General features: G+C 38.0%; 25 protein-coding genes. 19 read left to right on the forward strand and 6 right to left on the reverse strand.

Annotated features, from left to right (window positions below):
- Positions 1 to 10 precede the first annotated feature (10 nt).
- Positions 11 to 265 carry a hypothetical protein gene (locus NSQ59_RS02770; RefSeq protein WP_055738150.1) on the reverse strand — a complete coding sequence of 85 codons (255 nt, stop codon included), beginning with the start codon at positions 263 to 265 and terminating at the stop codon, positions 11 to 13.
- 249 nt (positions 266 to 514) lie between these two features.
- Here NSQ59_RS02770 and NSQ59_RS02775 point away from each other — a divergent pair, with 249 nt between their 5' ends.
- The 3 genes from NSQ59_RS02775 to NSQ59_RS02785 all read left to right on the forward strand — a co-directional run bounded on the left by NSQ59_RS02775 (position 515) and on the right by NSQ59_RS02785 (position 4052).
- The gene (locus NSQ59_RS02775; protein ID WP_445669193.1) at positions 515 to 1831 is read left to right on the forward strand and encodes an ABC transporter substrate-binding protein; all 1317 of its coding nucleotides are present in this window, start codon (positions 515 to 517) and stop codon (positions 1829 to 1831) included.
- Positions 1832 to 1902: 71 nt separating this feature from the next.
- A complete protein-coding gene (locus NSQ59_RS02780) occupies positions 1903 to 3210 on the forward strand; it encodes a carbohydrate ABC transporter permease (protein WP_340829030.1) in 1308 nt (435 codons plus the stop codon).
- Between the two features lie 11 nt (positions 3211 to 3221).
- The gene (locus tag NSQ59_RS02785) at positions 3222 to 4052 is read left to right on the forward strand and encodes a carbohydrate ABC transporter permease (RefSeq protein WP_205603391.1); all 831 of its coding nucleotides are present in this window, start codon (positions 3222 to 3224) and stop codon (positions 4050 to 4052) included.
- A 34-nt stretch (positions 4053 to 4086) separates the two neighbouring features.
- Here NSQ59_RS02785 and NSQ59_RS02790 read toward each other — a convergent pair whose 3' ends face one another.
- Positions 4087 to 4944 (reverse strand): MurR/RpiR family transcriptional regulator, encoded by an 858-nt coding sequence (locus NSQ59_RS02790; protein ID WP_340829032.1) that lies wholly within the window; start codon positions 4942 to 4944, stop codon positions 4087 to 4089.
- 399 nt (positions 4945 to 5343) lie between these two features.
- On the opposite strand from NSQ59_RS02790, the gene NSQ59_RS02795 reads away from it, so the two are divergent.
- Positions 5344 to 6009, forward strand: a complete 666-nt coding sequence (locus NSQ59_RS02795; protein ID WP_083489189.1) for a lysozyme family protein — start codon at positions 5344 to 5346, stop codon at positions 6007 to 6009.
- 53 nt (positions 6010 to 6062) lie between these two features.
- Here NSQ59_RS02795 and NSQ59_RS02800 read toward each other — a convergent pair whose 3' ends face one another.
- Together NSQ59_RS02800 and NSQ59_RS02805 are read right to left on the reverse strand one after the other, a co-directional pair.
- A complete protein-coding gene (locus NSQ59_RS02800) occupies positions 6063 to 7235 on the reverse strand; it encodes a M20 peptidase aminoacylase family protein (protein ID WP_445669227.1) in 1173 nt (390 codons plus the stop codon).
- 511 nt (positions 7236 to 7746) lie between these two features.
- Positions 7747 to 8472, reverse strand: a complete 726-nt coding sequence (locus NSQ59_RS02805; protein WP_340829036.1) for a GntR family transcriptional regulator — start codon at positions 8470 to 8472, stop codon at positions 7747 to 7749.
- Between the two features lie 461 nt (positions 8473 to 8933).
- On the opposite strand from NSQ59_RS02805, the gene NSQ59_RS02810 reads away from it, so the two are divergent.
- The 7 genes from NSQ59_RS02810 to NSQ59_RS02840 all read left to right on the forward strand — a co-directional run bounded on the left by NSQ59_RS02810 (position 8934) and on the right by NSQ59_RS02840 (position 14917).
- Entirely contained in the window at positions 8934 to 10253 is a 1320-nt protein-coding gene (locus NSQ59_RS02810; protein WP_126647324.1) for a 6-phospho-beta-glucosidase, read from the forward strand.
- Between the two features lie 106 nt (positions 10254 to 10359).
- On the forward strand, positions 10360 to 11061 hold the full coding sequence (gene chbG / locus NSQ59_RS02815) for a chitin disaccharide deacetylase (RefSeq protein WP_055738156.1): 702 nt from the start codon (positions 10360 to 10362) through the stop codon (positions 11059 to 11061).
- 588 nt (positions 11062 to 11649) lie between these two features.
- Positions 11650 to 13056: a PTS sugar transporter subunit IIC gene (locus tag NSQ59_RS02820; RefSeq protein ID WP_055738157.1), complete on the forward strand. Its 1407-nt coding sequence runs from the start codon at positions 11650 to 11652 to the stop codon at positions 13054 to 13056.
- Between the two features lie 85 nt (positions 13057 to 13141).
- Positions 13142 to 13366 (forward strand): hypothetical protein, encoded by a 225-nt coding sequence (locus NSQ59_RS02825; protein ID WP_055738158.1) that lies wholly within the window; start codon positions 13142 to 13144, stop codon positions 13364 to 13366.
- A 200-nt stretch (positions 13367 to 13566) separates the two neighbouring features.
- On the forward strand, positions 13567 to 14010 hold the full coding sequence (locus NSQ59_RS02830; RefSeq protein ID WP_055738160.1) for a DUF3284 domain-containing protein: 444 nt from the start codon (positions 13567 to 13569) through the stop codon (positions 14008 to 14010).
- 166 nt (positions 14011 to 14176) lie between these two features.
- Entirely contained in the window at positions 14177 to 14494 is a 318-nt protein-coding gene (locus tag NSQ59_RS02835; protein WP_055738161.1) for a PTS sugar transporter subunit IIB, read from the forward strand.
- Positions 14495 to 14599: 105 nt separating this feature from the next.
- On the forward strand, positions 14600 to 14917 hold the full coding sequence (locus tag NSQ59_RS02840) for a PTS lactose/cellobiose transporter subunit IIA (protein ID WP_055738162.1): 318 nt from the start codon (positions 14600 to 14602) through the stop codon (positions 14915 to 14917).
- A gap of 154 nt (positions 14918 to 15071) precedes the next feature.
- On the opposite strand, the gene NSQ59_RS02845 is transcribed toward NSQ59_RS02840, so the two are convergent.
- A complete protein-coding gene (locus tag NSQ59_RS02845) occupies positions 15072 to 15290 on the reverse strand; it encodes a spore germination protein (protein WP_055738163.1) in 219 nt (72 codons plus the stop codon).
- Between the two features lie 160 nt (positions 15291 to 15450).
- Positions 15451 to 16362, reverse strand: coding sequence for an LCP family glycopolymer transferase (locus tag NSQ59_RS02850; RefSeq protein ID WP_055738164.1), 912 nt, complete (start codon positions 16360 to 16362; stop codon positions 15451 to 15453).
- A 320-nt stretch (positions 16363 to 16682) separates the two neighbouring features.
- On the opposite strand from NSQ59_RS02850, the gene NSQ59_RS02855 reads away from it, so the two are divergent.
- The 8 genes from NSQ59_RS02855 (at position 16683) to NSQ59_RS02890 (ending at position 25091) form a co-directional block, all read left to right on the forward strand.
- Positions 16683 to 17606, forward strand: a complete 924-nt coding sequence (locus tag NSQ59_RS02855; RefSeq protein WP_055738165.1) for a DUF1002 domain-containing protein — start codon at positions 16683 to 16685, stop codon at positions 17604 to 17606.
- A 195-nt stretch (positions 17607 to 17801) separates the two neighbouring features.
- Positions 17802 to 19490, forward strand: a complete 1689-nt coding sequence (locus tag NSQ59_RS02860) for a peptide ABC transporter substrate-binding protein (protein WP_340829046.1) — start codon at positions 17802 to 17804, stop codon at positions 19488 to 19490.
- Between the two features lie 293 nt (positions 19491 to 19783).
- Positions 19784 to 20713, forward strand: coding sequence for an ABC transporter permease (locus NSQ59_RS02865; RefSeq protein ID WP_340829048.1), 930 nt, complete (start codon positions 19784 to 19786; stop codon positions 20711 to 20713).
- Positions 20713 to 21639, forward strand: a complete 927-nt coding sequence (locus tag NSQ59_RS02870; protein WP_083489191.1) for an ABC transporter permease — start codon at positions 20713 to 20715, stop codon at positions 21637 to 21639. The genes NSQ59_RS02865 and NSQ59_RS02870 overlap by 1 nt, the downstream gene beginning before the upstream one ends.
- Before the next feature lie 88 nt (positions 21640 to 21727).
- Entirely contained in the window at positions 21728 to 22723 is a 996-nt protein-coding gene (locus tag NSQ59_RS02875; RefSeq protein WP_055738169.1) for an ABC transporter ATP-binding protein, read from the forward strand.
- Between the two features lie 38 nt (positions 22724 to 22761).
- The gene (locus NSQ59_RS02880) at positions 22762 to 23730 is read left to right on the forward strand and encodes an ABC transporter ATP-binding protein (protein WP_055741103.1); all 969 of its coding nucleotides are present in this window, start codon (positions 22762 to 22764) and stop codon (positions 23728 to 23730) included.
- A 266-nt stretch (positions 23731 to 23996) separates the two neighbouring features.
- Positions 23997 to 24656 carry an SOS response-associated peptidase gene (locus tag NSQ59_RS02885; protein ID WP_055738171.1) on the forward strand — a complete coding sequence of 220 codons (660 nt, stop codon included), beginning with the start codon at positions 23997 to 23999 and terminating at the stop codon, positions 24654 to 24656.
- Between the two features lie 15 nt (positions 24657 to 24671).
- Positions 24672 to 25091 carry a VanZ family protein gene (locus NSQ59_RS02890; RefSeq protein ID WP_126647328.1) on the forward strand — a complete coding sequence of 140 codons (420 nt, stop codon included), beginning with the start codon at positions 24672 to 24674 and terminating at the stop codon, positions 25089 to 25091.
- Positions 25092 to 25107 lie beyond the last annotated feature (16 nt).

The following is a 25107-nucleotide window of genomic DNA, read 5'->3' on the forward strand; positions in this document are numbered from 1 at the left end:
ACCTGACACCTTATTTTCTTGCCTTCCCGGTTTTGTAGCCCAGGTAAAAGATAGGGATATAACTTAGAAGAACATAGCCGACTCGTGGGTCTTTTTCTATGAAGCTCATAATCGATCCTGTTATATTAAGGAGTTGTTTCAGTAATTGGCCTTGGGTTTGTAAGCGATAAAGATAGACTATCATTATAGCAATAAAAACTAATAAGATGATCCATATAATTCGAAAAAAGGATAGAGATTGTTTCTTCGATTTCATCTTAGCCATCCCGATTCCTCCTAAATTGCAGATAGGTACCATTTCTATCTCTGTTATTTATTTTCCTCTATTTTCTATCAACCATATTCCATTAATTTATTTTACCCTTCATTCATACTTTCTGCTTGTCATTAATAAAATGAAGTGAACCTAAATAGAAAAAGTAAATTTTAAACTTCCTTTGGGATTGATTTAAAGGTTGGTATGGTTTTCCTTTTTAAAAGGTACCTAAACATAAATGAAGAGGGGGATATTGGCGTGAGGAAAAAAAGCAAATGGAAGATAGCCGGGACACTTTTTTTATCTTTGTCTTTAATGCTGGCTGCTTGTTCCAGTAAAACGGATAGTTCAAATGAAAAAGACAAAGGCACGAAGCAAGAGAACAACGATAATAAAAAAGTAACGATTGTGTATGCACGAGGCAAGGATGTAACGAAGGGAACAACAAAAATTGTGGAAGCATTTGAAGCAGCTCATCCAAATATTCATGTTGAATTTAAGGAAATGCCGTCTGATAGCGGGCAGCAGCATGATACGTATGTTACACAATTAAACGGAAAGTCATCAGAAATAGATGTCTTTGATATGGATGTTATCTGGCCGGCTGAATTTGCACAAGCAGATTATGTCCTTCCGCTTGACCGTTTTATTCAACAGGATGGAATTGATTTAGGCACATATAATCAAGGTGCCTTGGCTGCATCCCAATTTAACGGCAAGCAATGGGCATTGCCGAAATTTATTGATGCAGGACTTCTTTATTACAGAACGGATTTAGTGAGTAAAGACGAAGTCCCGAAAACATGGGATGATTTACTAAAAATGGCCAAGGAAAAGAAAGGTAAGGGCGGTACAAAGTTTGGGTATGTGTTCCAAGCGAAGCAATATGAAGGCTTAGTGTGTAACGCAATTGAATTCGTTGCCTCTTATGGCGGACAATTTATTAATGAAAAGAATGAAGTGGTAGTTAATAGTCCAGAAACAATAAAAGGCTTGAAAAAGCTAGTGGAAGTAGCAAATTCAAGTGTTGTTCCTGGGAATGTAAATACTTTCACTGAAATAGAATCCGATCAAGCGTTCATCGAAGGTCAAACTGCCTTCTTGCGGAATTGGCCATATGAATTTGCAAGTGCGAATGATAAAGATAAATCAAAAATAGTAGGCAAAGTTGGGATTGCTCCACTGCCTGCGGGGGATAAGGGGTCAGCGGCTGCGCTTGGCGGATGGCAAGCCGGTATTAACAAATATTCAAAGCATCCTAAAGAGGCATGGGAATTCCTTAAGTTTATGGCAGGGCCTGAAGGACAAAAGCTTGATGCCATCTATGGCGGTCATGCACCAACAATTACTAGCCTTTATAGCGATCCGGATGTTGTAAAAGCAAATCCTACTTTCGGAGATAAAGGCTTCCAGGATGGCTTAAATGCAGCAGTTCCACGCCCTGTTGCAGCTAACTATCAAGAAATCTCAGACATTATTCAAATTGAAGTATCAAAGGCGATAGCAAAACAAGAAACCGTCGAACAAGCGGTTAAAAATATGGAAGCGCAAATGAAGGAGAAATTGAAGAAGTAATCCGAAAGTCTGATGTATTAGCCTTTCTTCATTGGAAAGGCTAGTACATTTTTTAGAAAGGAGCGAAAGAATTGCCGAAGAAACGCAAGCAAAAGAAATCCTCTGAAAAAATAAAAGCGTATGCTTTAGTCGCGCCGGCATTAATACTTATTGCTGCAATTGCAATATGGCCTGTTATTCAATCCTTTTATTTTAGTTTGTTTGATTTGAAGTTAAATAGTCCAACGAAATCGGAAACTCACCTAAGTTACTCGTTCAATCTGAAGGATTACTTAGATAATTATCCTTTTCTAATCAGCGGGATCGATGCAGAGATACGACAAGGACATGCAGCAGATGATTTAAATAAGCTTAAAACAAATCTTCAAGCCTTGGATAAAAAAATCCAAGCTGACCCGGATATAAAGGATAAATATAAAACGGTAAACGAAAAGCTAATGAATTTTGAACAAATAGATTCCAGTCTGGCTTTTATCAAAATAGACAGAAAGCTGGCTAAGCAAATTCAGGCGTCAACCGACCAAATTCACAACGCATTAAAATCCATTTCTGCTGCAACCAAACTTGATCAAAGCAAAAAACTGATGGGCCTCTCATCGGCATTGAATCAGGTTATCGTAAAACCGAATTTTATTGGACTAGCGCATTATAAGGACGATTTATCTCAAAAAAGAATGTGGAAAGCTCTTGGCAATACCTTTACTTTTACCGTCATTTCGGTTGCTATTGAACTAATTCTTGGACTTGCCATTGCTCTCGTCATTAATAAGGCCTTTATAGGAAGAGGACTCATTCGTGCCTCCATCTTAATTCCATGGGCGATACCGACTGCAGTTTCTGCGTTAATATGGAAATTTCTATATGATGGTCAAAATGGGGTAGTGGCAAAGATATTTGAGAAAGTCGGATTAGTAGATCATATGAGCAGCCTTCTAACAACACAGATGGGTGCCTTTGTTTCCGTGATATTGTCGGATGTCTGGAAAACTACTCCGTACATGGCTTTATTGCTACTTGCCGGTTTACAAGTCATTCCAAGCTCCTTGTACGAAGCTGCATCCATAGACGGAGCATCCAAATGGAAACAATTTACGAATATTACCCTTCCACTCTTAAAGTCTAGTATGCTAGTTGCTTTACTATTTCGTACGCTCGATGCATTTCGTGTTTTCGACTTGATCTGGGTTTTAACTGGGGGCGGGCCGGCAAACTCTACCGAAACAATTTCGATTTTTGCTTATAAGGTCATGTTCTCGCAAACCAATTTTGGCAATGGTTCCGCTTTAGCTGTTATTGTTTTTATATGTGTTGCCATCATTTCGATGATTTATATTAAATTCCTTGGCAAAGATTTATTGCAGGATTCATCGGGGAAATAGGGGGGGAGTTCATGGTGAATCGAAAAACAGGATGGTTATTTTATGTCGTATTATTGATATTCGTCTTTGTCGTCATGTTTCCTTTCCTATGGATGCTGCTCAGTTCGATAAAGCCAGCGACAGAATTGTTTGGGGATAAAGCTTTTACACCCTTTTCCTCTCATCCAACCTGGAAAAACTATATGTCCGTCTTTTTTGATTATCCGTTTGTCCGCTATTTATGGAATAGCTTTGTCGTTTCTTCTATTACCACCATTTATACTGTATTTGTTGCATCTTTCGCCGCTTATTCTATAGCAAGACTTCAATTTACAGGGAAAACAGTCATATTAGGGATTGTTTTATCCGTTTCCATGTTCCCGCAAATTGCAACGATATCGCCAATTTATATCTTTTTGAAAAATGTGGGACTAACCAACTCTTATTTAGGGTTAATTATTCCGTATACAACCTTTACGCTGCCGCTATCCATTTGGATTCTCGTAACCTTTTTCCGAAAGATTCCTCATGACCTGGAGGAGGCGGCAAAGATTGATGGAGCGGGATTGATGCAAACATACTGGAAAATTATTTTCCCGTTAGCGGCTCCGGGAATCTTTACAACAGCTATTCTCGTCTTCATTGCAGCATGGAATGAATTTCTTTTCTCTTTAACGATAAATACCGATACAAATTACAAGACAGTTCCGGTAGGCTTCGCGCTGTTCCAAGGACAATATACGATTCCGTGGGGGGAAATTGCAGCAGCATCCATTGTTGTTACAGTACCGCTTGTTATTCTGGTTCTTATCTTTCAGCGGAGAATTGTATCTGGTCTTACACAGGGATCTGTTAAAGAATAACGAAAAAAACATCGGATGGATATCTCATCCGATGTTATATTTTTTTAAGAGATATTGCTTCGCGCATTTTTTGCAGGGATTCTTGGCCGAATTTATCCCGCCTTGCCATTACATTGACATAAAGACTATCAATAATACTAAGTTGGGCAATCCGTGATGATAGGGCTTCCGAGCGATAGTCCGTTTCCTGGGAGAGCGTATAGAGCGGGATATCTACCTTTTGGCTTAAAGGTGATTTTGCCAAGTTTGTAATCCCAATTGATTTTGCTCCATTTTTCTTGGCAATTTGCAAAACATCCATGATATCTTTATTCGAGCCCGAATGAGAAATAAGGACAACTACATCTTGTTCCGTTAATTGTGCTGCGGACATGATTTGAAAGTGAGAATCTGTATATGCCATGGACTGAATGCCGGTTCTCATAAATTTATGATGGGCATCCATTGCGATAACACCAGATCCGCCGCTCCCGTAAAATCCAACCACATTTGCTTCCAAAATGAGCTTAATCGCATCTTCCATTTTGCTGTCACTGAAAGTATGAAGTGTCTCCTCTAATGTTTGAATATTAGCCTTAAACACTTTTTCGGCGATTATCTTCACCGAATCTCCTTCCTGTATTTCTTCGTGAATATTTTTAATAGGCGCCACAATTTCGGAAGCTAATGCTATTTTCATAGATTGAAAGCCATTAAACCCAATTCGTTTACAAAAACGAAAAACAGTCGCATCAGCTACAAATAAATCATCGGCAACCTGATTAATCGTGCTATGAATTATTTTTTGTGGATCCTCTAAAATATAATCCGCAATGGCCTTTTCCTTTTCACTAAATTGAGAATACATGGTTTTTATTCTGGGGAGACAAGGGAAAGATTGAAATCTAGACATTGTGAACACCTTTCATTCGCTATTGTATTATTTATTTAAGTATACAATAAAATCAAAATGGTACTTTTAAATTAAGATAGGAAAAGGTCACATTTAAAATTCAACTGAGATTTTGTTTGTGAAATAATCTTTTATCACATTATCCGAACTACTAAACTTCACACCTCTCTTTTGTCTTGGGTAAAAAGACCTAAATAACGAGATGTTGCTTCCAATTCATCTGTAAAATTAATCCGTTCAGCGTTTATATTACGCGGTTTTTCCATTATTTTGATGATAGTTACGTTTTACACATTTGTAAAAAATGTGTAACCGTTTTGTGGACGAAATATGTTACGATAAAAGCATGAATCATAAATAAATTTTCACAATAAAATAGTGAAAAACGGAGGAAACATCGTGGTCAAGAAATTGAAATCCTTTGTTGCTGTTTTCCTCTTAGTGCTTATAGTATTTGCAATTTTTGCAGTACGGGGAAATTCGGTTAAAGATTTATTAACACAATATGTTCCATTTTTATTTCAAAAACAAACTGATAAGGTTTTATCATATAAATTAGATGTTAAAAAAGAACTAAAGAAATATGGTTTAGAAAAGTTCACACCGCTTCTCCTTGCCATTATGTATCAAGAAAGCAGGGGAGAAGGACAAGATTTAATGCAAGCATCAGAATCAGCAGGTTTAAAACGAAACCAGATACAAGATAAGCAGGTGAGTATCCAACAGGGGGTATATCATTTTTACCAAATGTACCATCTCGGGATAAAAAATAAAGTGGATTTGAATACGATAATCCAAAGCTATAATATGGGGCCGGGTTATATAGAATATGTAGCGGCAAATGGTAGTAAACATAGTGAAAAACTAGCAAAATCCTATTCTGAAAAGCAAGTAAAAAATCACCCGGATTTATATACTTGCGGGGGTTTTAAGGGCAATTTCCGCTATCCATATTGTTTTGGTGACTACACGTATGCGGAAAAAGTCCAGGCAAAGTTTGAACTATTGAAAAAGAATATGGAGAAAATAAACGAAAGAACTATCTCGATGAAGCCAGAGAATTAGAGGCCGACGAAAAAAGCCAAACAAAAACCAAGGAGCAGTTTCTCCTTGGTTCATCAGTTTGAAACAAATTGATTAGGACTTACAGAGTCATCTTTTTTAGTGTTTTTATCCATTGTCTTCAAAACAGCTGTAGCCAGTATTTGCATTCCTGAAAGCATTGCATTTCTGTCAAAGGTCATATGAGGGTGGTGAAGTCCCGGAGTTAATCCGCAGCCAAGCCCTAACATAGTTGCTTTAAGGTGTTTGCGTTTAACGGAATAAAAGTGAAAATCCTCGCCTCCTGAGGTCACAAGTGCTTCATCTAGCTTATCTCGGCCAAGGACGTCTGATATTGCTTCAGCCATAATCATTTTCGCTTCCGGATTAACTGTTGCAGCTGCTAAGCTCTCTGGTATCGATAAATTAATTTTTACTTTATAAAATTCGGCTATCGAGTCCACCGCTGATTGTACTTTCTCAATAAGGGTTTCCATAACCTTATTTGTTTGTGCCCGTAAGTCGAGACTAAAGGTTGCTTGACCGGGGATAATATTTGCACTTTCCCCGCCTGCATGAAGCTTTGTCATTTTGACAGAATGAGGGATCATTGGATCGATATGAATATAAGCCAGCTCATGGACAAGGGACGCAGCTACTTCAATCGCATTTGTGCCAAGATGCGGGCGTGCACCATGGGCATCCTCGCCGATAATCGTACCGCTAATATGATTACTTGCGCCGTGAAGGATTGCAGGCGTGGCTCTGCCGTTTTCAGTCTCTTGAATAGGGCGAACATGGACACCATATAAAAATTCAAGATCGTCCACAACACCCTTTTCAATCATTTTTTTCGCTCCTTCTCCAATTTCCTCTGCAGGTTGGAAGATAAAGCGAATGGTTCCTTTTGGTAATGACTTTTGCTTCTTTAAAAGCATTAATGTACCTAACACCATGGTCATATGGGAATCATGCCCGCATGAATGGTTGGCTTTAAATTCTCCATTCACTTCCTGCCAAAGGGCATCCATATCAGCTCGTACCCCTACTTTAGGTGTGCCATCCCCAATTTCTGCTATAACTCCTGGGCAATCCTCAAATACACGAGTTTTGCATCCCAACTCTTCCAATTTGGCTTTCAAAAATTTCGTTGTATGGAATTCCTTCATGCTTACTTCAGGATGGGCATGTAAATATTCAAAAATCCCCATTACCTCCGCTTGTATATCCTTTATGTCTTCTGTAAACATTCCCATCGTTAAAATCCCTTCCATTTCTTCGTTGTAGCAAAGGCTCTTTTCTTAAACTGAGTTGCTTTTGGAGACGAAAACCTAATAAACATCTTATTTGAATTAAGAATAATTAACTTTTTGAGAAAAGATGCTCGAAATTAAGTCTACATTTACTAATTGCAACAATCGTTACGAAAACAGCCTTTCATATAGTTTATATTTTTTCGAACATAGCATAATTTCAAAGATAAATGAAGTGTTATTTTGTGGATGAATCATAGATGTGAATTGGTTTTTTTCGTATTACTAAATGTTATGTCACTTCCGTTAAAAAGTTCCCTTATTATTAGGTAGATCACTCAAAGGGCATAAAAAAAGAGCTTCTGTCCAAAGCTCCTATTAGAGGTGCAAAAACAATATTTGACATAAAGGTTTTAATCAAACGTTTGATTAAAAAAGTGTAAAGCCCTACGATACCTGGACTACTGAGGCTTTCCTCCCGCAATAACTGTCGAAGTAAATTCATTATTTAATAATGTCTCTCAATAACGAAATTTGCAGTATCCCCACGGAATATTGTTTTGGAATATTCAATAGGTGTCCCATCTTCTAAATAGGCGTAGGTGATTAGAGAAAAGCATGGTGCCCCTACTTTAACCTTTAACTTTTCGGCAATATCTTTATCGGCATGGGACAATTCTAAGTACTCGATTGTTTTTTTCACTTTTAATCCAAACTGATGTTCAAGAAGCCTATACAACGATTTTTCACATTCTTTTGCATTAAGGCCTGGAGTTTGTCTCCAAGGTAAATAGGCAATCTCATATTGTAACGGTTCATTATCGGCATAACGAATTCTTTCTAGCATATTAACGGGATCCCCTTTTTGCAAAGTGAATATTTCCTCAAGAAATGCATCTGACTGTATGACAGTAAGACCGATCACTTTTATGGTGGGGCTCTTCCCTTGTGTTGTGAGCTGTTCGGTAAAATTACTAACCGTATTCGTCAGTACTTGTTTCACTTTTTGACCTGAGACAAATGTCCCTTTTCCTTGTTTTCTATATACATATCCTTCTAGAGTCAACTGTTGAAGTGCGGTTCTCACCGTTGTGCGGCTTACACCGAATTTCTCGCAAAACTCCGCTTCCGTCGGTAATTGTGTATGCGGAGTATACTCTCCGGATTTTATAAATTGGATGATGGCTTCCTTCACTTTAAAATGTAAGGCATCTCCATTTCCTTCCCTTTCCACAAGAATCCTCCTTTATCTGTGCAAAAAAATATTTTGTTGGTCGATTTGCTTAAACAAGCCTTTATGAAGGATGAGATGGGCAGATCGAACAATATTGGCATATCTGGTTGTGAGTAGTTTCTGGTGAATCTTATTTGTATGTATACTTGTTTTATATCATAAACAGGGACAAATAATCCATTGTTTCTTTTTAGGAGTAATGATTATAAAAACTTGTCATTACAAATTTAATTTTGTATTGCATATGATATAACTTGTAATTATAATAATATTCAAAGAGGTAAACGTTTACAATAGGAAGACTTTAAGATTTGAAATTTAATATCTTAATGGTTAAGTAAGAAGGGAGTTTACCTTCTTCTTACTATAATTTGATAGAATAAGAATTTTTGAATGGGCAAAAAGTGAAAAACGGTTAATTATTGACTTACTTGAGGAATGACAAGAGGAGGAGGATTTTCATGGCAAAAGGAATAAAAATCGCTACGATAGGTGGGGGGTCTAGCTATACACCGGAGCTTGTGGAGGGATTCATTAAACGATATGATGAACTGCCTATCAGCGAACTATGGCTAGTAGATATTGAAGCGGGAAGAGAAAAGTTGGAAATTGTCGGGGATCTAGCGAAAAGAATGATCAAAAAGTCCGGTCTGCCTATTAATGTTCATCTGACATTAGACCGCCGTGCAGCATTAAAGGATGCTGATTTTGTTACGACTCAATTTCGAGTAGGCTTACTGGATGCAAGAGCAAAGGATGAAAGAATTCCGCTTAAATATGGGGTATTAGGTCAAGAAACAAATGGACCCGGCGGACTGTTTAAAGGTCTTCGAACGATTCCGGTTATTTTAGATATTTGCCGAGAAATGGAAGAACTGTGCCCGGATGCATGGTTAATTAACTTTACAAATCCTGCAGGTATGGTGACAGAGGCCGTTCTTCGCTATAGCAATATTAAAAAGGTTGTCGGTTTATGTAATGTGCCAATCGGTATGGAAATGGGAGTTGCTCGCTTGTTAGATGTGGATCATAGTCGGGTACGCATTACATTTGCAGGCTTGAATCATATGGTTTACGGATTGGATATTTTCCTTGACGGTGTCAGTGTTAAAGATAAAGTCATTGATCTCATCACTAATCCGGATAATGCCATTACGGTTGAAAATGTGCCGGCACTGGAATGGGAACCAGAATTTTTAAAAGCACTTAATGCTCTTCCTTGCTCTTACCATCATTATTATTACAAAAGAAGCGATATGGTTGAAAAAGAGCTGAAGAATGCAAAGGAGCTAGGAACAAGAGCAGAAGTAGTGAAGAAATTAGAGGCGGAATTGTTTGAACTTTATAAAGACCCTAATCTTGATGTAAAACCGCCGCAATTGGAAAAACGCGGTGGAGCTTACTATAGTGATGCTGCCGTACGTTTGATCCATTCTATTTATACAGATAAAAAAGATATACAGCCAGTCAATACAATCAACAATGGAGCAATTGCTGGAATTCCCGCAGATTCCGCCGTTGAGGTAAGCTGTATAATTACGAAAGATGGTCCTAAACCAATTGCCATTGGTGAATTGCCGGTTGCAGTCCAAGGGCTTGTCGGGCAAATTAAATCTTTCGAGCGAGTTGCAGCGGAAGCGGCAGTGACGGGCGATTACAACACAGCTTTGCTGGCCATGACCATTAATCCGCTTGTTGCAAATGATCGTGTCGGCAAACTCATTTTGGATGAAATGTTGGAGGCACATAAAGAACATTTGCCGCAATTCTTTCATAACTAGGTAGCGCAATGCTGCCTTTTTACTTAATTTAGGTTAATTGTTGATGCATAGCTTCCTATGGAGCATCAACTATGAGAGACAACTATAAATAGGGAGGGACTGTAAAATGATAAAGCTGATTGTAAATGCGGATGATTTTGGGTATTCTGCAGGTGTAAATTATGGCATCATTGAAAGTCATCTGCACGGGATCGTCAATTCTACTACGATGATGATGAATATGTCTGGCACCAGACATGCTGTGGAACTTGCAAAGCAATATCCAACTTTGAAAGTAGGGATTCATTTAGTTTTAACTTGTGGCAAGCCGTTAGTGGATAATGTAAAAACATTGGTCGATGAGAATGGAAACTTTAAATCTTTAGCCTATTTGATGAAGCATTTGGATATCGATTTACAAGAATTGGAACGTGAATGGACTGCACAAATTGAGGCATTTTACGAAGCAGGTCTTACTCCAAATCATTTTGATAGCCATCATCATGTTCATGGATGGGACGTACTTTACCCCATTGTGAAGAGGCTGTCCGATAAATATAATCTCCCAGTTAGGAGACCGAGCCACGCATTTGATTTACCGTACTATAGCGATGTTTTCTTGGATGACTTTTACGGTGAATCGATAAGTGAGGATTATTTTTATTCCTTGGAAGAAAAGGTAATGGATGGACAAACGGCTGAGATCATGACTCACCCGGGATTTGTGGATCAGGAGGTGCTTAACGGATCTTCCTATAATGTGCTTCGTGCGAAAGAAACTCATATATTGACACATGTTTCATTGCCGGAATCCATCACATTAAAATAAACCCGTGTGAATAAGGGTTTATTTTCCTAATTTAATTTTATTAAAAAACTTGTAATAACAAATTTAATTTTGTATTGCCTAAATAAGTATTTGTTACTATAATTAATATGAGTAATAAAAACTAAATATTCCAAAAGAGAGGAGGGCAATGGCAAAAACAAACGTGTATAGTATCGAGATTGTAAGAAATGCCTCAGCAAACTAAATTCGTGTATTTCATTCCCAAATGTTTCAAAAAGAAGTAAGAACACTTATTGGCTTTAAACTAAAAAACTTCAAAATTTTTTTGACATCATCGGTAAACGCTTTCACACATACTTTGCTATTTCAGCAGATTCAAACTTTTCCAATAATCTATCATCCTAAAACATCAATGTAATGGAATTTTCCTATGCTTTCAAGATTCATAGTATATTGGCGGGCAGTTTTGAAAGATGTTTCACCGTTTTAATAATTTAGTCCATTCATCCTTGAGAGGGGGGATGCATTTGAAGTAAGACAAGGGATGGTTTAATCACTCCGCTTCGTTTTACACAATTTCCTGAGATTTATAACATGTTTTAATTTAATTGTTAGGGGGGTATATGGATGAATTTGATAACTGCATGGTTGGAAAGATATTTCCTTCCTATTGCATCTAAAATTGGGGGTCAAAAGCATCTAGTTGCATTAAGAGATGCATTTATTGGGACTATGCCGGCAACAATGGCTGGTTCCGTGGCGGTTATGCTTAACGCTATTTTGAGGGATTTGCCGCCACAATTTTTCGATGGATATGATGGGAACACCATTCCGGTCATTAAACAAATTATTACAATCAATGGTTATGTATGGAATGGTACCCTTGCAATTGCCGGATTAATATTTGTTTTCTCATGGGGGTACAATATTGCGAAAATCTACGGAGTAAACGAGTTAGCGGGAGGAATTGTGTCAACTGCTGCTTCGATTGCGGGGATTACGTTCTCCTTCTCTGGTGGAATCTCAGGATTAAAGCTAGATCCGGCCACTGTAGATGCCATTAATGCTGCTGGGTGGACTGCTACTTCAAAGAGCATTACAGCTGCTGGCTGGGGATGGCTGCCGCTGAATAATTTGGACGCTAATTTCTTCTTTACCGCAATGATTATTGGTTTTGTGGCTACTATGATTTATGTTAAATTGATGTTGAAGGATATTACAATCAAGTTACCGGAATCGGTTCCACCTGCAGTTTCTACAGCTTTTGCATCCATCATTCCGGCTACCGTAGCCCTATATGTTATTGCTATTTTCTATTGGATATTCTCTCTCATCGTACCGGATATGACGTTCTTACAATGGTTGCAAAAAACGATCGCGTTACCGCTTTTGGGACTTTCCCAAGGATTTGGAGCAGTTGTCTTAGTTACCCTGTTCGTTCAACTATTTTGGTTCTTCGGAATCCATGGACCGAACGTTCTTGCCCCAATCTTGGAAGGAGTCTTCGGAGTAGCTCAATTGACAAACGTTAACCTTTTCCAACATGGCGGAACCGCAGAGGTTCTTGCACATGGATACAAGTGGGTTCGTGGATCCTTTGATGCTTATGCTTGGTACGGCGGTTCTGGAGGAACAATTGTTTTAATATTGGCAATCCTCCTATTTTCAAAACGGAAAGATTATAAAGCGGTTGGGAAATTGTCTGTCGGACCTGGGATATTCAATATTAATGAACCAATCATGTTCGGTTTGCCAATTGTGCTAAACCCACTTATGTTCTTCCCATTCTTGATTGCACCAGTTGTGTCTGTTGCAATCGGTTATTTTGCAACAATATGGGGATGGGTTAATCCTGTTTCGGTAGCGATACCTTGGTCGACTCCGCCGTTATTGTTGTCCTTCATGGCCACTGGAGCAGACTGGCGTGCCCCAATTGTTACATTAGTTGCCATGGCTGTTTCATTCATCATTTGGGTTCCATTTGTTATTGCTGCAAATAAAGTGACTGCAAAAACAGAGGATAAAGCCGCATAAGAATTATTCACTGATAGGTGGGTCACTTTCGTCGTTATCGCAGGAGCGGCTCACCAATCTTTTTCATTTGGAAAGGAGTAAGAAAATGATAGAAGTTTGCTCTGCTGTACAGCAAGATAAAATCATTGAACTATTAAACAATTATAACGAAGAAGGGATACAATTTTCCTTTAAAGAAAAAAAGGGCATCAATCTTTATTTTGAAACAAACGCAAATGATTTGGAACAAGCATCAAAACTAGCAAAAACAGCTATTAAAAGTCAGCCGTGGGGGTCGGTTCTTTATTTTCGATCTGCCCCAGTTGAATGAAAAGGATGAACACCATGGTTAAAAACGGCTTATTTCTCGCCAGTATTGGCTGTATCCTGTTACTTATTAGTGCAAATGCGCGAACAGGGGAATACAATATTTTTAATTTGACTACTGCACTTTTTCTTATTATAGTTGGAGCTTTTATGGTTTTTAGGGAAAAAAGGAAGATTAAAAAGAAAAAAGATTAGGTGATTCTAGTGGAAATAGTAAGAAAAATGAATGTGCCGGCTGAATTTCTTTATAAGACAATTATAAAATCAGTTTTGTCCGATATCCATTCGCAAACGGGAAAAAAGGTGGTTGAAAGTCAACTGCCGGGATTCGAATATATTAAGACTTTCTCCAAGAATAACCAGGCTACAGTAAAGATTGAAGAAATCACCAAAAATGAATCCTATCAGTATCGAACAACTAGCAATATACATGATTTTACAGTAACTTATAAAGTTCGTCCGCTTACTGGAGAAAACTGTGAATTACACTATTCTGAAAAGATGGAATCCTACGGCTATCTTCAAAAACTAAATGATGCCTTTGTCGGTATTATTTGGTCTAGGCTGAAAAAAAAGAGGTTTAATGAAATGCTTAATCAAATTGAAGCTAGTTATTCAAGGGAAGAGATAGAGTCAAGTATTTTGTAATCTTACAAAATACGAATATATCATAATTTTTGCTAATAATCGATAAACCTTATAAGAAAAGACGCCCCGAAACCAATCCTCCTCAGCATTTATAAAAACGAAAAAACAAATAGTACGTAAACAGCCTTTTAATAAAACAACCCTAAATAATTTGGAGGGAAAATTTATGAAAACAATTATGTTAGTATGTTCTGCGGGAATGAGTACGAGTTTATTAGTCACTAAAATGCAAAAATCAGCTGAAGCTAAAGGGATAGAAGCTGATATTTTTGCGGTTTCTGCTTCTGAAGTGGATAATACTTTGAAGAAAAAGAATGTCGATGTATTATTACTTGGCCCACAAGTTCGTTATATGAAAGCTCAATTTGAGAAAAAATTGGATGGGAAAAATATCCCAGTCGAAGCTATTAACATGCAAGACTATGGATTAATGAAGGGTGAAAATGTTTTAGAGGCAGCCATTAAATTAATTGATAATAAATAATCCATTCTTGAAAAGAAAATCACTGCAGGGAATATTAATTTTATGAGTTATTATATGTTTGACTCAGTAGTAAGGAGTTCAAATGAATGAAGGATGTTGAAATAAATGGTGGATGAAAATTTGGATATGATAGGATTTCAAATTATTAGTAATGTTGGTACGGCAAGAAGTCTAGCTATGGAAGCTCTATTTGCTGCCAAAAGCGGCGACTATGCTCTAGCTGAAGAAAAATTAGAGGAATCTAATAAATATTTTGTTGAAGGACATAAAGTTCATGCAGGGTTAATTCAAAAAGAAGCTTCTGGAGATAAGGTGGAATTTTCCTTACTATTTATGCATGCAGAAGACCAACTAATGAGTACAGAAACGATTGCTCTACTGGTTAAAGAAATGGTGGAAATGTACAAAAAAATAAACAAGTAACATCCTAAGATGAATATAAAAATAAGGGTCATTACGAAATTGCTTTTGTAATGATCTTTTTATTATACATTTTAGCCGCTCAACAGTTATTGTGTTCGAAATATAAAAACAATAGTGAGGAATTAAAATTGGGTGCTGTTTAGCACCCATTAAATTAATAGTTGAAAATCGTTGGCTCACTCGCTACATTCGGTGCAAAGTCTGTGTTGATGTCAAATAGATTTTCCATGTATACAAAATTTCCTGTACAAAGATCTCCGGAGCCAGAAATGACCTTACTTGAAGTTTCTGGACTTATAAATACCCTGTCGCCAACTCCAGCAACTCCTCCAAAGATTTTATCAATTTGTATTGGCCCTACTACTGCTGGCATATTCATCATTCCTTTTTAAAATTGGTATTTTTAGGTAATATCGCTCTTTAAAATTATAAATATCGGATGCTACATCATATGCCTAATTGTAAAATGGTGTGAAACAGAGGGATAGGTTCCTTTTCCTAGTTACAATGAGAACCGTCCTATTATGCCGTTTTTATTCCTTCAGACTCTCCTTTAAATCATTCATCATTCTAGTTCTTTCCTCTTGAGGAACAATTAAATAGTAAATTCCATCGATTCTTTCTCCTTTTCCTTGAACCTCATATTGAATAATATTTTTTTGGCTGTCCCGATAATTTTTTTGTATATTCATCATTTCGTCAAAGGTCATGTTTGTCTTAACGTTTTTTCCAAGTGCATGAAGGATATCCGTGATTCTTGTAACGGAGGATATGTTTACAGCCTTATGGATGATGGCTGTAATGACCTTGCGTTGCCGTTCATTTCTGCCAAAATCCCCTTTAGGATCTAGATGGCGCATGCGGACATATCCTAGTGCTTGCGGACCGTTTAGGGTTATTTGCCCTTTTTTATAATGGTAGCCTTTTTTATAATAACCCTCATCATACCAGTCAATATTATTTTGTACGGTAATTCCTCCGACCGCATCTACCAGCTCTTTAAGTGCTTTCATATTTACACGAATATAATAATTCATCGGAACACCAACGAAATTTTCAACCGTATCAATAGACATTTTTGTACCGCCAAAAGCATAGGCATGGTTTATTTTATCCATTTTTCCGTTGCCAATGATTTCTGTTCTAGTATCACGTGGAATACTTACCATCACCATTTTTTCCTTTTTAGGGTTTAAAGTGATAACTATTAGGGTGTCTGTTCTTCCAGGATCCCCTTTGCGCTGATCAACCCCCATCAATAAAATCGAAATGGGTTTTGGATTAGCAGGAATGTTTACCTCAGGGGGCGGCTCTTCATTAACATTAGGTTCATGCATTTGTTCGGCTGTTTTTTTTACCGTATGATAGACGTAATATGCATACCCACTAATCCCAATTGCCAAAATACCAACAATACTTGCCATAATGATTATTATTTTTTTCATCTTATTGCCTCACTTCTACAACAGGCATCTATAGCTATATTAAGCTTATTGTTTGTTTAGACAGAAAAAATTAAAAACGTAATTGGATGGTAAGTTCTGTCGGAATAGTTGATTTGTAAAGGTTTAAATGGGACGTATACCCATTTTTCATTAAAAAGTGAAACATTAAATTGCGAAAAAACGTCTAAAATGTGATACAACTAAATAGAGATGATGAAGTATCTTTTCTTAATTATTGATAGTTTTTTTATCAAAAAATTATTATTTTCTTTGTACTGATAGAAAAGATGCCAAAAAGGGAACAAAAGGAGAAACAAAAAATGTTAAAAATGCTAAGTAGATTTATTCTAGTAGCAATCTTCCTATTAGGAATAGGATTGAATGGTGTGGCAAAAGCATCAAGCAATGACAGTAATGATACTGGTTATGATGAAAAATACGGATCGCCTATTGTAGTATATGGGGAAACCTTGACACCTGCTCAGAAGGATGAAATGAGAAAAGTGTTTAATGTGACAGACAGCAGCCAGGTTAAGGAAATCACTGTTACAGATTCTGACCTTGTCAAATATATTAATGGGGATCCGAACTCCAATTTATATTCTTCCGCAAAAATAACAAGAAAAGATAAAGGTAATGGTATCGTTGTCAATATTGTAACTCCGGACAATATTACAAGAGTTACATCTGATATGTATTCGAATGCATTACTTACTGCAGGGGTTGAGGATGCAACTGTTGATGTGGCTTCACCAATAAAAGTAACTGGTGAATCTGCGCTAGTTGGAATTTATAAGGCCTATGATAAATCTGGAACAACACTGAACAAGGATCGTATGGAAGTTGCGAATCAGGAATTAAATCTAGCAACCGATCTTTCGCAAAAAAATGGCTTGGACCAAGATAAAGTAACGCAATTATTAACAGAGATTAAACAGGAAATTGCGAACCAACACCCTGCTACAAAAGAAGATATTGAGAAGATTGTGGATGATAAATTAAAAACGTTGAAAATTGAACTAAGTCCTGAGGACCGTCAGCTGCTTATTAAATTATTTGATAAAATGCGTTCACTTAATATTAATTTTGATAATGTAAAAAGCCAGCTCGGAAGCATCACCTCTGATATTAAGAAGAAACTGCAAGAAGCGGCCGGAGATAAAGGCTTTTGGCAAAGTGTCGCCAACTTTTTCAAAAGTTTATTTCAGGCAATAGGAAATTTTTTTAGCGGACTATTTGGGTAAATCGTATTGATTAATATTATGTAGTATAAAAAACTGACTGTTACGTGCTAACAGTCAGTTTTTTATTTTTTTAGCGCAAATTTGTAAAAGAAAATAAGTAATTTTTAGGAATATAAATAGGATATTTTTAATAGATTTTATTGGGTGCAGCAATTTTAAGTTGCTCATAGTTTATATTTCAAAGGGGGAAATAGTTTGAGAAAGAAAAAGACGTTGTTTTCGCTTGCTTCGGTACTATTTGCTGCAATGTTGCTTCTTTCGGGGTGTTTTAGTGGACAAGGAAATACCTCACCAAAGCCATCATCTAATGGAAATACGGGAGGAGACAAAAACAATGCTAATGCCGGGCCAAAAATCCTACACCTCAATAATACAGAGGAACCCGGATCACTTCATCCAGGCACGGCACAAGGTACCCATGACTCCTGGTTATTAGAAGGTCTTTTCGAAGGATTAACAAAGAAAACACCTGAAGGCAAGATTGAACCTGGTATGGCTGAATCTTGGGATATAAGCAAGGATGGATTAACATGGACCTTCAAATTAAAGGATGGAATGAAATGGTCGAATGGCGATCCGGTTACTGCAGGTGACTTTGAGTATGCATGGAAATATGCACTTAACCCAAAGACGGCTTCTGAATATGCCTATCAGCTCTATTATTTAAAAGGCGGGGTAGAGTTTAACTCAGCTAAAAAGGGAGCCGACTTAAAAGCATTGGAAGATAAGGTTGGAGTCAAAGCGACAGACGACAAGACATTGGTTGTTAAACTGGCAGAGCAAACTCCATACTTCCTTGATTTAACATCATTTTATACCTATTATCCTGTTGATAAAAAAGTACAAGAACAAAACCCTAAATGGGCTTTAGAAGCTTCCACTTATGTTTCAAACGGACCATTTAAATTAGCAGATTGGAAGCATAAAGAAAGCATGAAGCTAGTGAAAAACGAAAATTATTATGATAAGGATAATATCAAGTTAGACGAAGTGGATTTTGTACAAATTGCCAATGAAAACACAGCATGGCAAATGTATCAGGCTGGGGAATTAGATATGGTGTATCCGCTTCCACAGGATGTTCAAGGACAATTGATGGCATCTAAAAATCCTGAATTCCACAACGGTCCAGACTTATCCACTTACTATTACAACTTAAATAATAAAGTGAAACCTTTTGACAATAAAAAGATTAGAAAAGCTTTAGCGATGGCTATCGATCGTAAAGTCATTGTGCAGGATGTTGCACAAGGCGGCCAAAAACCAGCTTATTCTGTCGTTCCACCGGGAATCCCTGATGTAAACGGTGATTATCAAGAAAATGGCGGGGATTTATTTAAGGAAGATGTTGCAGAGGCTAAGAAGCTTCTGAAGGAAGGGCTTGCTGAAGAAGGTTTATCGAAAATGCCTGCCTTTACAATCATGTATAACACAAATGAAGGGCATAAAAAGATCGCAGAAGCCATTCAGGAAATGTGGCGTAAAAACCTTGGTGTTAATGTAAAAGCGCAAAACGTTGAGTTCCAGGTCAAAATCGACCGCGAACATGCCGGTGATTATCAAATCTCCCGTGCTGGCTGGATCGGTGACTATGTGGATCCAATGACATTCATGGATCTATGGGTGTCAAACGGACCATACAATGACGCAAAATGGAGCAATAAAGACTATGATGCTCTCATTCAAAAAGCGAAAACATCTATGGACCCTGCGACACGCATGACAGCAATGCATGATGCAGAAAAAATCTTAATGGACGAAATGCCAGTTATCCCAATCTATTTCTACACAAAACCATACGCACTTAAATCTTACGTAACAGGATTCTTTACACCAATTAACCGCTATCCGCAATACATCTACGCAGACATCAACAAGAAATAAGGAGTCATAGGAACTGTCACAGTTATAAATCTTTAATCAGGAGGTATGCTCAGGTGGGCATACCCCGCTTTTTCAACATTATTTTTATAAAGGCTCTATCTCAGACTTTATTTGAACCAAAACCTAATACATTTCTATGGTCATCTTCTTGGAAAAGGATGCTCCGAAACTGGGGAGAAATTAAAATGACGGAAAACAACATTTTGAACGAAAACAGCCTTTAACAACATGTAATTGGACGAGCGTATAAAAAACCTATTTGTTTACGCTAAATGAATTGGAGTGAAACACTCATGTTAAGATACACATTAAAACGGTTTTTTTGGGCACTGGTTACCATTTGGGCGATTATTACTCTTACCTTTATTATTATGCATAGTATCCCCGGGAACCCTTTTGCCAAAGAAGGCTCCATGCCAAAAGCTGTCTACGATAATCTTCAGCATCATTATAATTTGGATAAGCCCAAGATTGTACAATATGGGCTATATCTAAAGTCACTTATACACTTAGATTTTGGTCCATCCATGAAATCACAATCTATTACCGTAAATGACTATATAAAAAATGGATTTCCAGTCTCCCTTCATCTAGGGCTGCAGGCAATGGTAATTGCGATTTGCTTCGGATTAATCTTCGGGGTCATTGCATCTTTGAATAAAAACAGGTGGCCAGATTATCTTTCTATGATTCTAGCAATCGTTGGAATTTCCGTCCCAAGCTTTATTCTAGCAACCTTTCTTATTAATTATTTTGCTGTCAAATGGCCCATTTTCCCGGTTGCAACATGGACATCGTGGTCTCATACAGTGTTGCCATCCCTATCGCTGGCCACCATGCCAATGGCGTATATTGCGCGACTGATGCGTTCCAGCATGATTGAAGTTTTAAGTCAGGACTATATTTTAACCGCACAGGCAAAAGGTTTAGGAAGAAGTGTGGTTATTATCAAACATGCAATTCGAAATGCTATTTTACCAGTTGTGACGGTTCTCGGTATACTAATTGCCAATATTGTTACGGGAAGCTTTATTATCGAAAATATTTTTGGTATTCCAGGTATGGGGGAAATGTTTGTCAGAGGAATCTCTAATCGGGATTATCCAGTCATACTTGGATCAACGGTTTTTTACAGTGTGATCCTCATCTTATTAATTTTCATTGTGGATGTTGCTTACACATGGATTGATCCGAGAATTAAGGTGACGGGGGAGAGTAAATAATGGCAAAGGACTTACATTTAACGGAAGAAATGTTCTTACCAGCAGAGGACAATTATAAAGAAGCGGAAAAAATTGCACGTCCCACCATCTCTTATTGGGCAAATGTATGGAGGAGATTGCGTTCCAATAAGCTGGCAATGCTTGGTCTCATCTTGATTGTTTTGCTTGTCATTATGGCATGCATTGGTACTCATATTAACGGATATACGTACTATGAACAAGATTTTAAGAAGAGAAATTTACATCCGAATGCGGAGCATTGGTTTGGGACAGATTCATTGGGAAGGGATATGTTCACACGGGCATGGTACGGAGCCAGAATATCGTTGTTTATTGGTTTTATGGCGGCATTAATGGATTTTCTGATTGGTGTATTGTACGGAGGAATCTCCGCTTTAAAAGGCGGCCGCACCGATAATATTATGATGAGAATTGCAGAAGTACTTTATGCGATTCCTTATTTGCTAATGGTTATTCTAATTATGGTATGGTTTGGGAATAATAGTGGGATTTTCCCAATGATTATTGCCATGACCATCACGGGGTGGATTCCAATGGCACGACTTGTCCGGGGACAAGTGTTGCAATTGAAAGAATCTGAATATGTTCAGGCTGCCAATGCAGCAGGTGCAAAAACTTCGTGGATTTTACGCAAGCATATGATTCCAAATACGATGGGACCAATATTAGTTAATATTACCTTGACCGTTCCGACAGCGATTTTTGCTGAAGCGACACTTAGCTTTTTAGGATTAGGAATCCCAGCTCCAAAAGCAAGTTGGGGGACGATGGCAAATGAAGCACTTAGCAGCATCCTCATCGGCAATTTTTATCAGCTTTTCGTTCCTGCTATCTTAATTTCTATCACCATGTTCGCTTTTAATGTTTTTGGCGATGGATTACGTGATGCACTAGATCCAAGATGAATCTGAGCAAGAATTTTTGTATAACGACCTGCTTCATGGACCAACCACTTTTTACCTAGAAATAATCGGAATTGGGAAGGGAGATAATATGGGGAATTTATTAGAGGTAAAGGACTTGAATGTTTCATTTCAAACGTATTCGGGTGAAGTAAAGGCTGTTCGGGGTGTGAATTTTGAAGTCAAAGAAGGAGAAGCAATTGCAATTGTTGGAGAATCGGGCTGCGGAAAGAGTGTTACCGCTAAATCTATTATGAAGCTATTACCGACTCCGCCAGCGATTTATAAAAGTGGATCCATCCTTTTTAACGGAAAAGAGCTAATAGGATTACCGGAAAAAGAAATGCAGAAAATTCGCGGCAATGAAATCAGTATTATTTTTCAGGATCCGATGACCTCCTTAAATCCAACAAGTAAAGTTGGAAATCAAATTATTGAAGCAGTATTAAAGCATAATAAGGTTACTAGAAAAGAAGCTTTTCAGATTGCGTTGGAAATGCTGGAGCTGGTAGGCATCCCACAACCTGCAAAAAGAATGAATCAATACCCTCATGAATACTCTGGAGGAATGCGGCAGCGTGCCATGATTGCGATGGCTCTTGCCTGTCAGCCTAGACTTTTAATTGCGGACGAGCCTACAACTGCATTGGATGTAACGATACAGGCGCAAATATTGGAATTGATGAAACAGCTACAGAAAAAAACAGAAACATCTATTATTCTGATTACCCATGATTTAGGGGTAGTAGCGGAAATGTGTGATAGAGTCATTGTCATGTATGCGGGAAAAGTGGTCGAAACGGGTACGGTGCAGGATATTTTTGATAACCCGCAGCATCCTTATACGAAAGGGTTATTGAAATCTATCCCCCGCCTTGATATGGACAAGAAGGTGCCGTTAGCGCCCATTATTGGGACACCGCCAGACCTTATCGATCCTCCAAAAGGATGCTCCTTCTATGCGAGATGTGAAAAGGCAATGAGAGTTTGCAAGGAAAATGAACCAGAGCTTAAAGAAATCGAGACTGGGCAAACTTCGGCATGCTGGCTGCATCATTATATGGCGCAGGCTAGTGTTAAAGGATAAAGGAGGGGAAATATATGGTGAACGAAACGAGTGAAAGCATGGATCATCAGGAAACGGCAGTAAAATCTCCTCTTGTTGAAGTGAAGGATTTAAAGAAGTATTTTAAAGTTGGAGATAAGCATCTTAAGGCTGTGGACCATTTAAACTTTGACATTTATCCAGGTGAAACAGTAGGGCTTGTTGGGGAATCCGGTTGTGGAAAATCTACTGCCGGTAGAACGATGATTCGTTTATACGAGGCTACAGGCGGAGAAGTTCTTTTTAATGGAAAGAATTTATTTTCTCTTCATCAAAAAGAATTAATGAAGATTCGCCGCGAAATCCAAATGATCTTCCAAGATCCTTATGCTTCCTTAAATCCGCGGATGACCGTAGAAGATATTATCGGTGAGCCGCTAACCATTCATGGAATTGTAAAAGGAAAGCAGAAGCATGACAGGATTGTAGAATTATTAGAATTGGTAGGTTTGAGTCCGGATCATATTAATCGCTTTCCTCATGAATTCAGCGGAGGGCAAAGACAGCGCATTGGGATTGCGCGGGCACTTGCGCTAAATCCGAAATTTATCGTCTGTGATGAACCTATTTCAGCCCTTGATGTATCCATTCAAGCACAGGTCGTAAATTTATTGAAAGAGCTGCAGAAGAAGATGGGGCTTACCTATTTATTCATTGCCCATGATCTAGCGATGGTAAAATATATTTCTGATCGGATAATTGTGATGTACTTAGGAAATATGATGGAGCTATCGGAAAGTGAAGAGCTATATCGCGACCCTCTCCATCCCTATACAAAAGCGTTACTGTCATCTGTTCCGGTTCCTAATCCAAACCTTCATCGAGAGCGAATTGTCATTTCCGGGGATGTTCCGAGCCCGATAAATCCGCCAAGCGGTTGCGTCTTCCGAACACGCTGCCCACATGCGATGGATATATGCGCCCAGGCAAAGCCGGAGTGGAAGGAAGCAAAGCCAGGACATTATGTTGCCTGTCATTTATATACATGAATCAATCGGGTGGTGGTTACAGCCCGGTTTATTTTTTTTTATGGATATTTTTATATGTTGTAGGGGGGAAGTGTGCACGAAAACGTGTGGAGGCGGGGAAAGTGTGGAAAAACCAAAGGTTCCTGTGGGATTTTATGAGAAAAGTGATGAAAATGAGGTAAGAAATGTGGAAATCCTGTAAAGGTGGGGATAAACAGACTTTCATTATTTAATGCAATATTTCTATGATACAATAAATTAACATCACTAAATTGGAGTGTTCCTTTATGTGCGGTCGTTACAATCTTTATTCTAGTATTGAAATATTATTGGAGAGATTTGAACTTACGAACATAGATTGGATTGAATTATCTCCCCGTTACAATCTTGCGCCGAGTCAGGCTGTCTTAGCTGTGGTCCAAGGGGAACACGGCAATAAGGGTGGCTTTTTAAAATGGGGGCTTGTGCCATCATGGGCCAATGATCCGAAGATGGGATATAAGATGATCAATGCACGGGCAGAAACTTTAGCTGAAAAGCCGAGCTTCAAAAAGCTCCTATCTAGAAGAAGATGCATCATACCCGCAGATGGTTTTTATGAATGGAAAAAAGATGGAAACACCAAACAGCCCTATCATATACGTTTGAAAAGCGGAGAGCCATTTGCCTTTGCAGGATTATGGGACCGTTGGGAACGGAATGGAGAAAAGCTGCAAACGTGTACGATTATTACGACAGAAGCAAATCCATTAATGGAAAAAATACATGACCGCATGCCTGTTATTTTAACGAAGGAAACAGAAAAAATGTGGCTGGACAGAAACGTAGGGGAAGAAGCGAAAAAGGTTCTTATCCCGTATGATCATCATGAAATGGAAGCATATCCGATTTCCTCCCTTGTGAACAGTCCGAAGAATGATGGAAAAGAATTGATCAATTCATTATAGTAATGAGGTTTTAAAATGAAAAAAGAAGTAATTTGGTGGATTATCGCAATTTTGTTGTGCTGCATGATATTTTACTTTACCGGAACACAAGCTTCCACCGGTTCCAACACACAGCGTATAATTGAAAAATTAACCGGCATGAGTCCTGATCAGGCGAGCAATGTGAATTTTATTTTTCGTAAGGCTACCCATATCACGACATTTGGATTTCTAGGGATATGTTTTTTCATGGCTTTAAGAAAAAGAGCGTTTCTTGCTTGGGAGATCACAACGATTTATGCTGCAACGGATGAGTATCATCAATCCTTTGTGCCGGGTAGAACGGCATCTTTTAAGGACGTGATTATTGACTCGTGTGGCTGTATCATTGCAATTTTAATTGTGAGGTATTTTCAAAAGAAATATGCTGAACGGAAAGGAGTAGTTTCTAAATAACTACTCCTTACTCTTA

This window comes from Margalitia sp. FSL K6-0131, assembly GCF_038008735.1.
In the GTDB taxonomy this organism is placed as follows: domain Bacteria; phylum Bacillota; class Bacilli; order Bacillales; family Bacillaceae_C; genus Margalitia; species Margalitia shackletonii.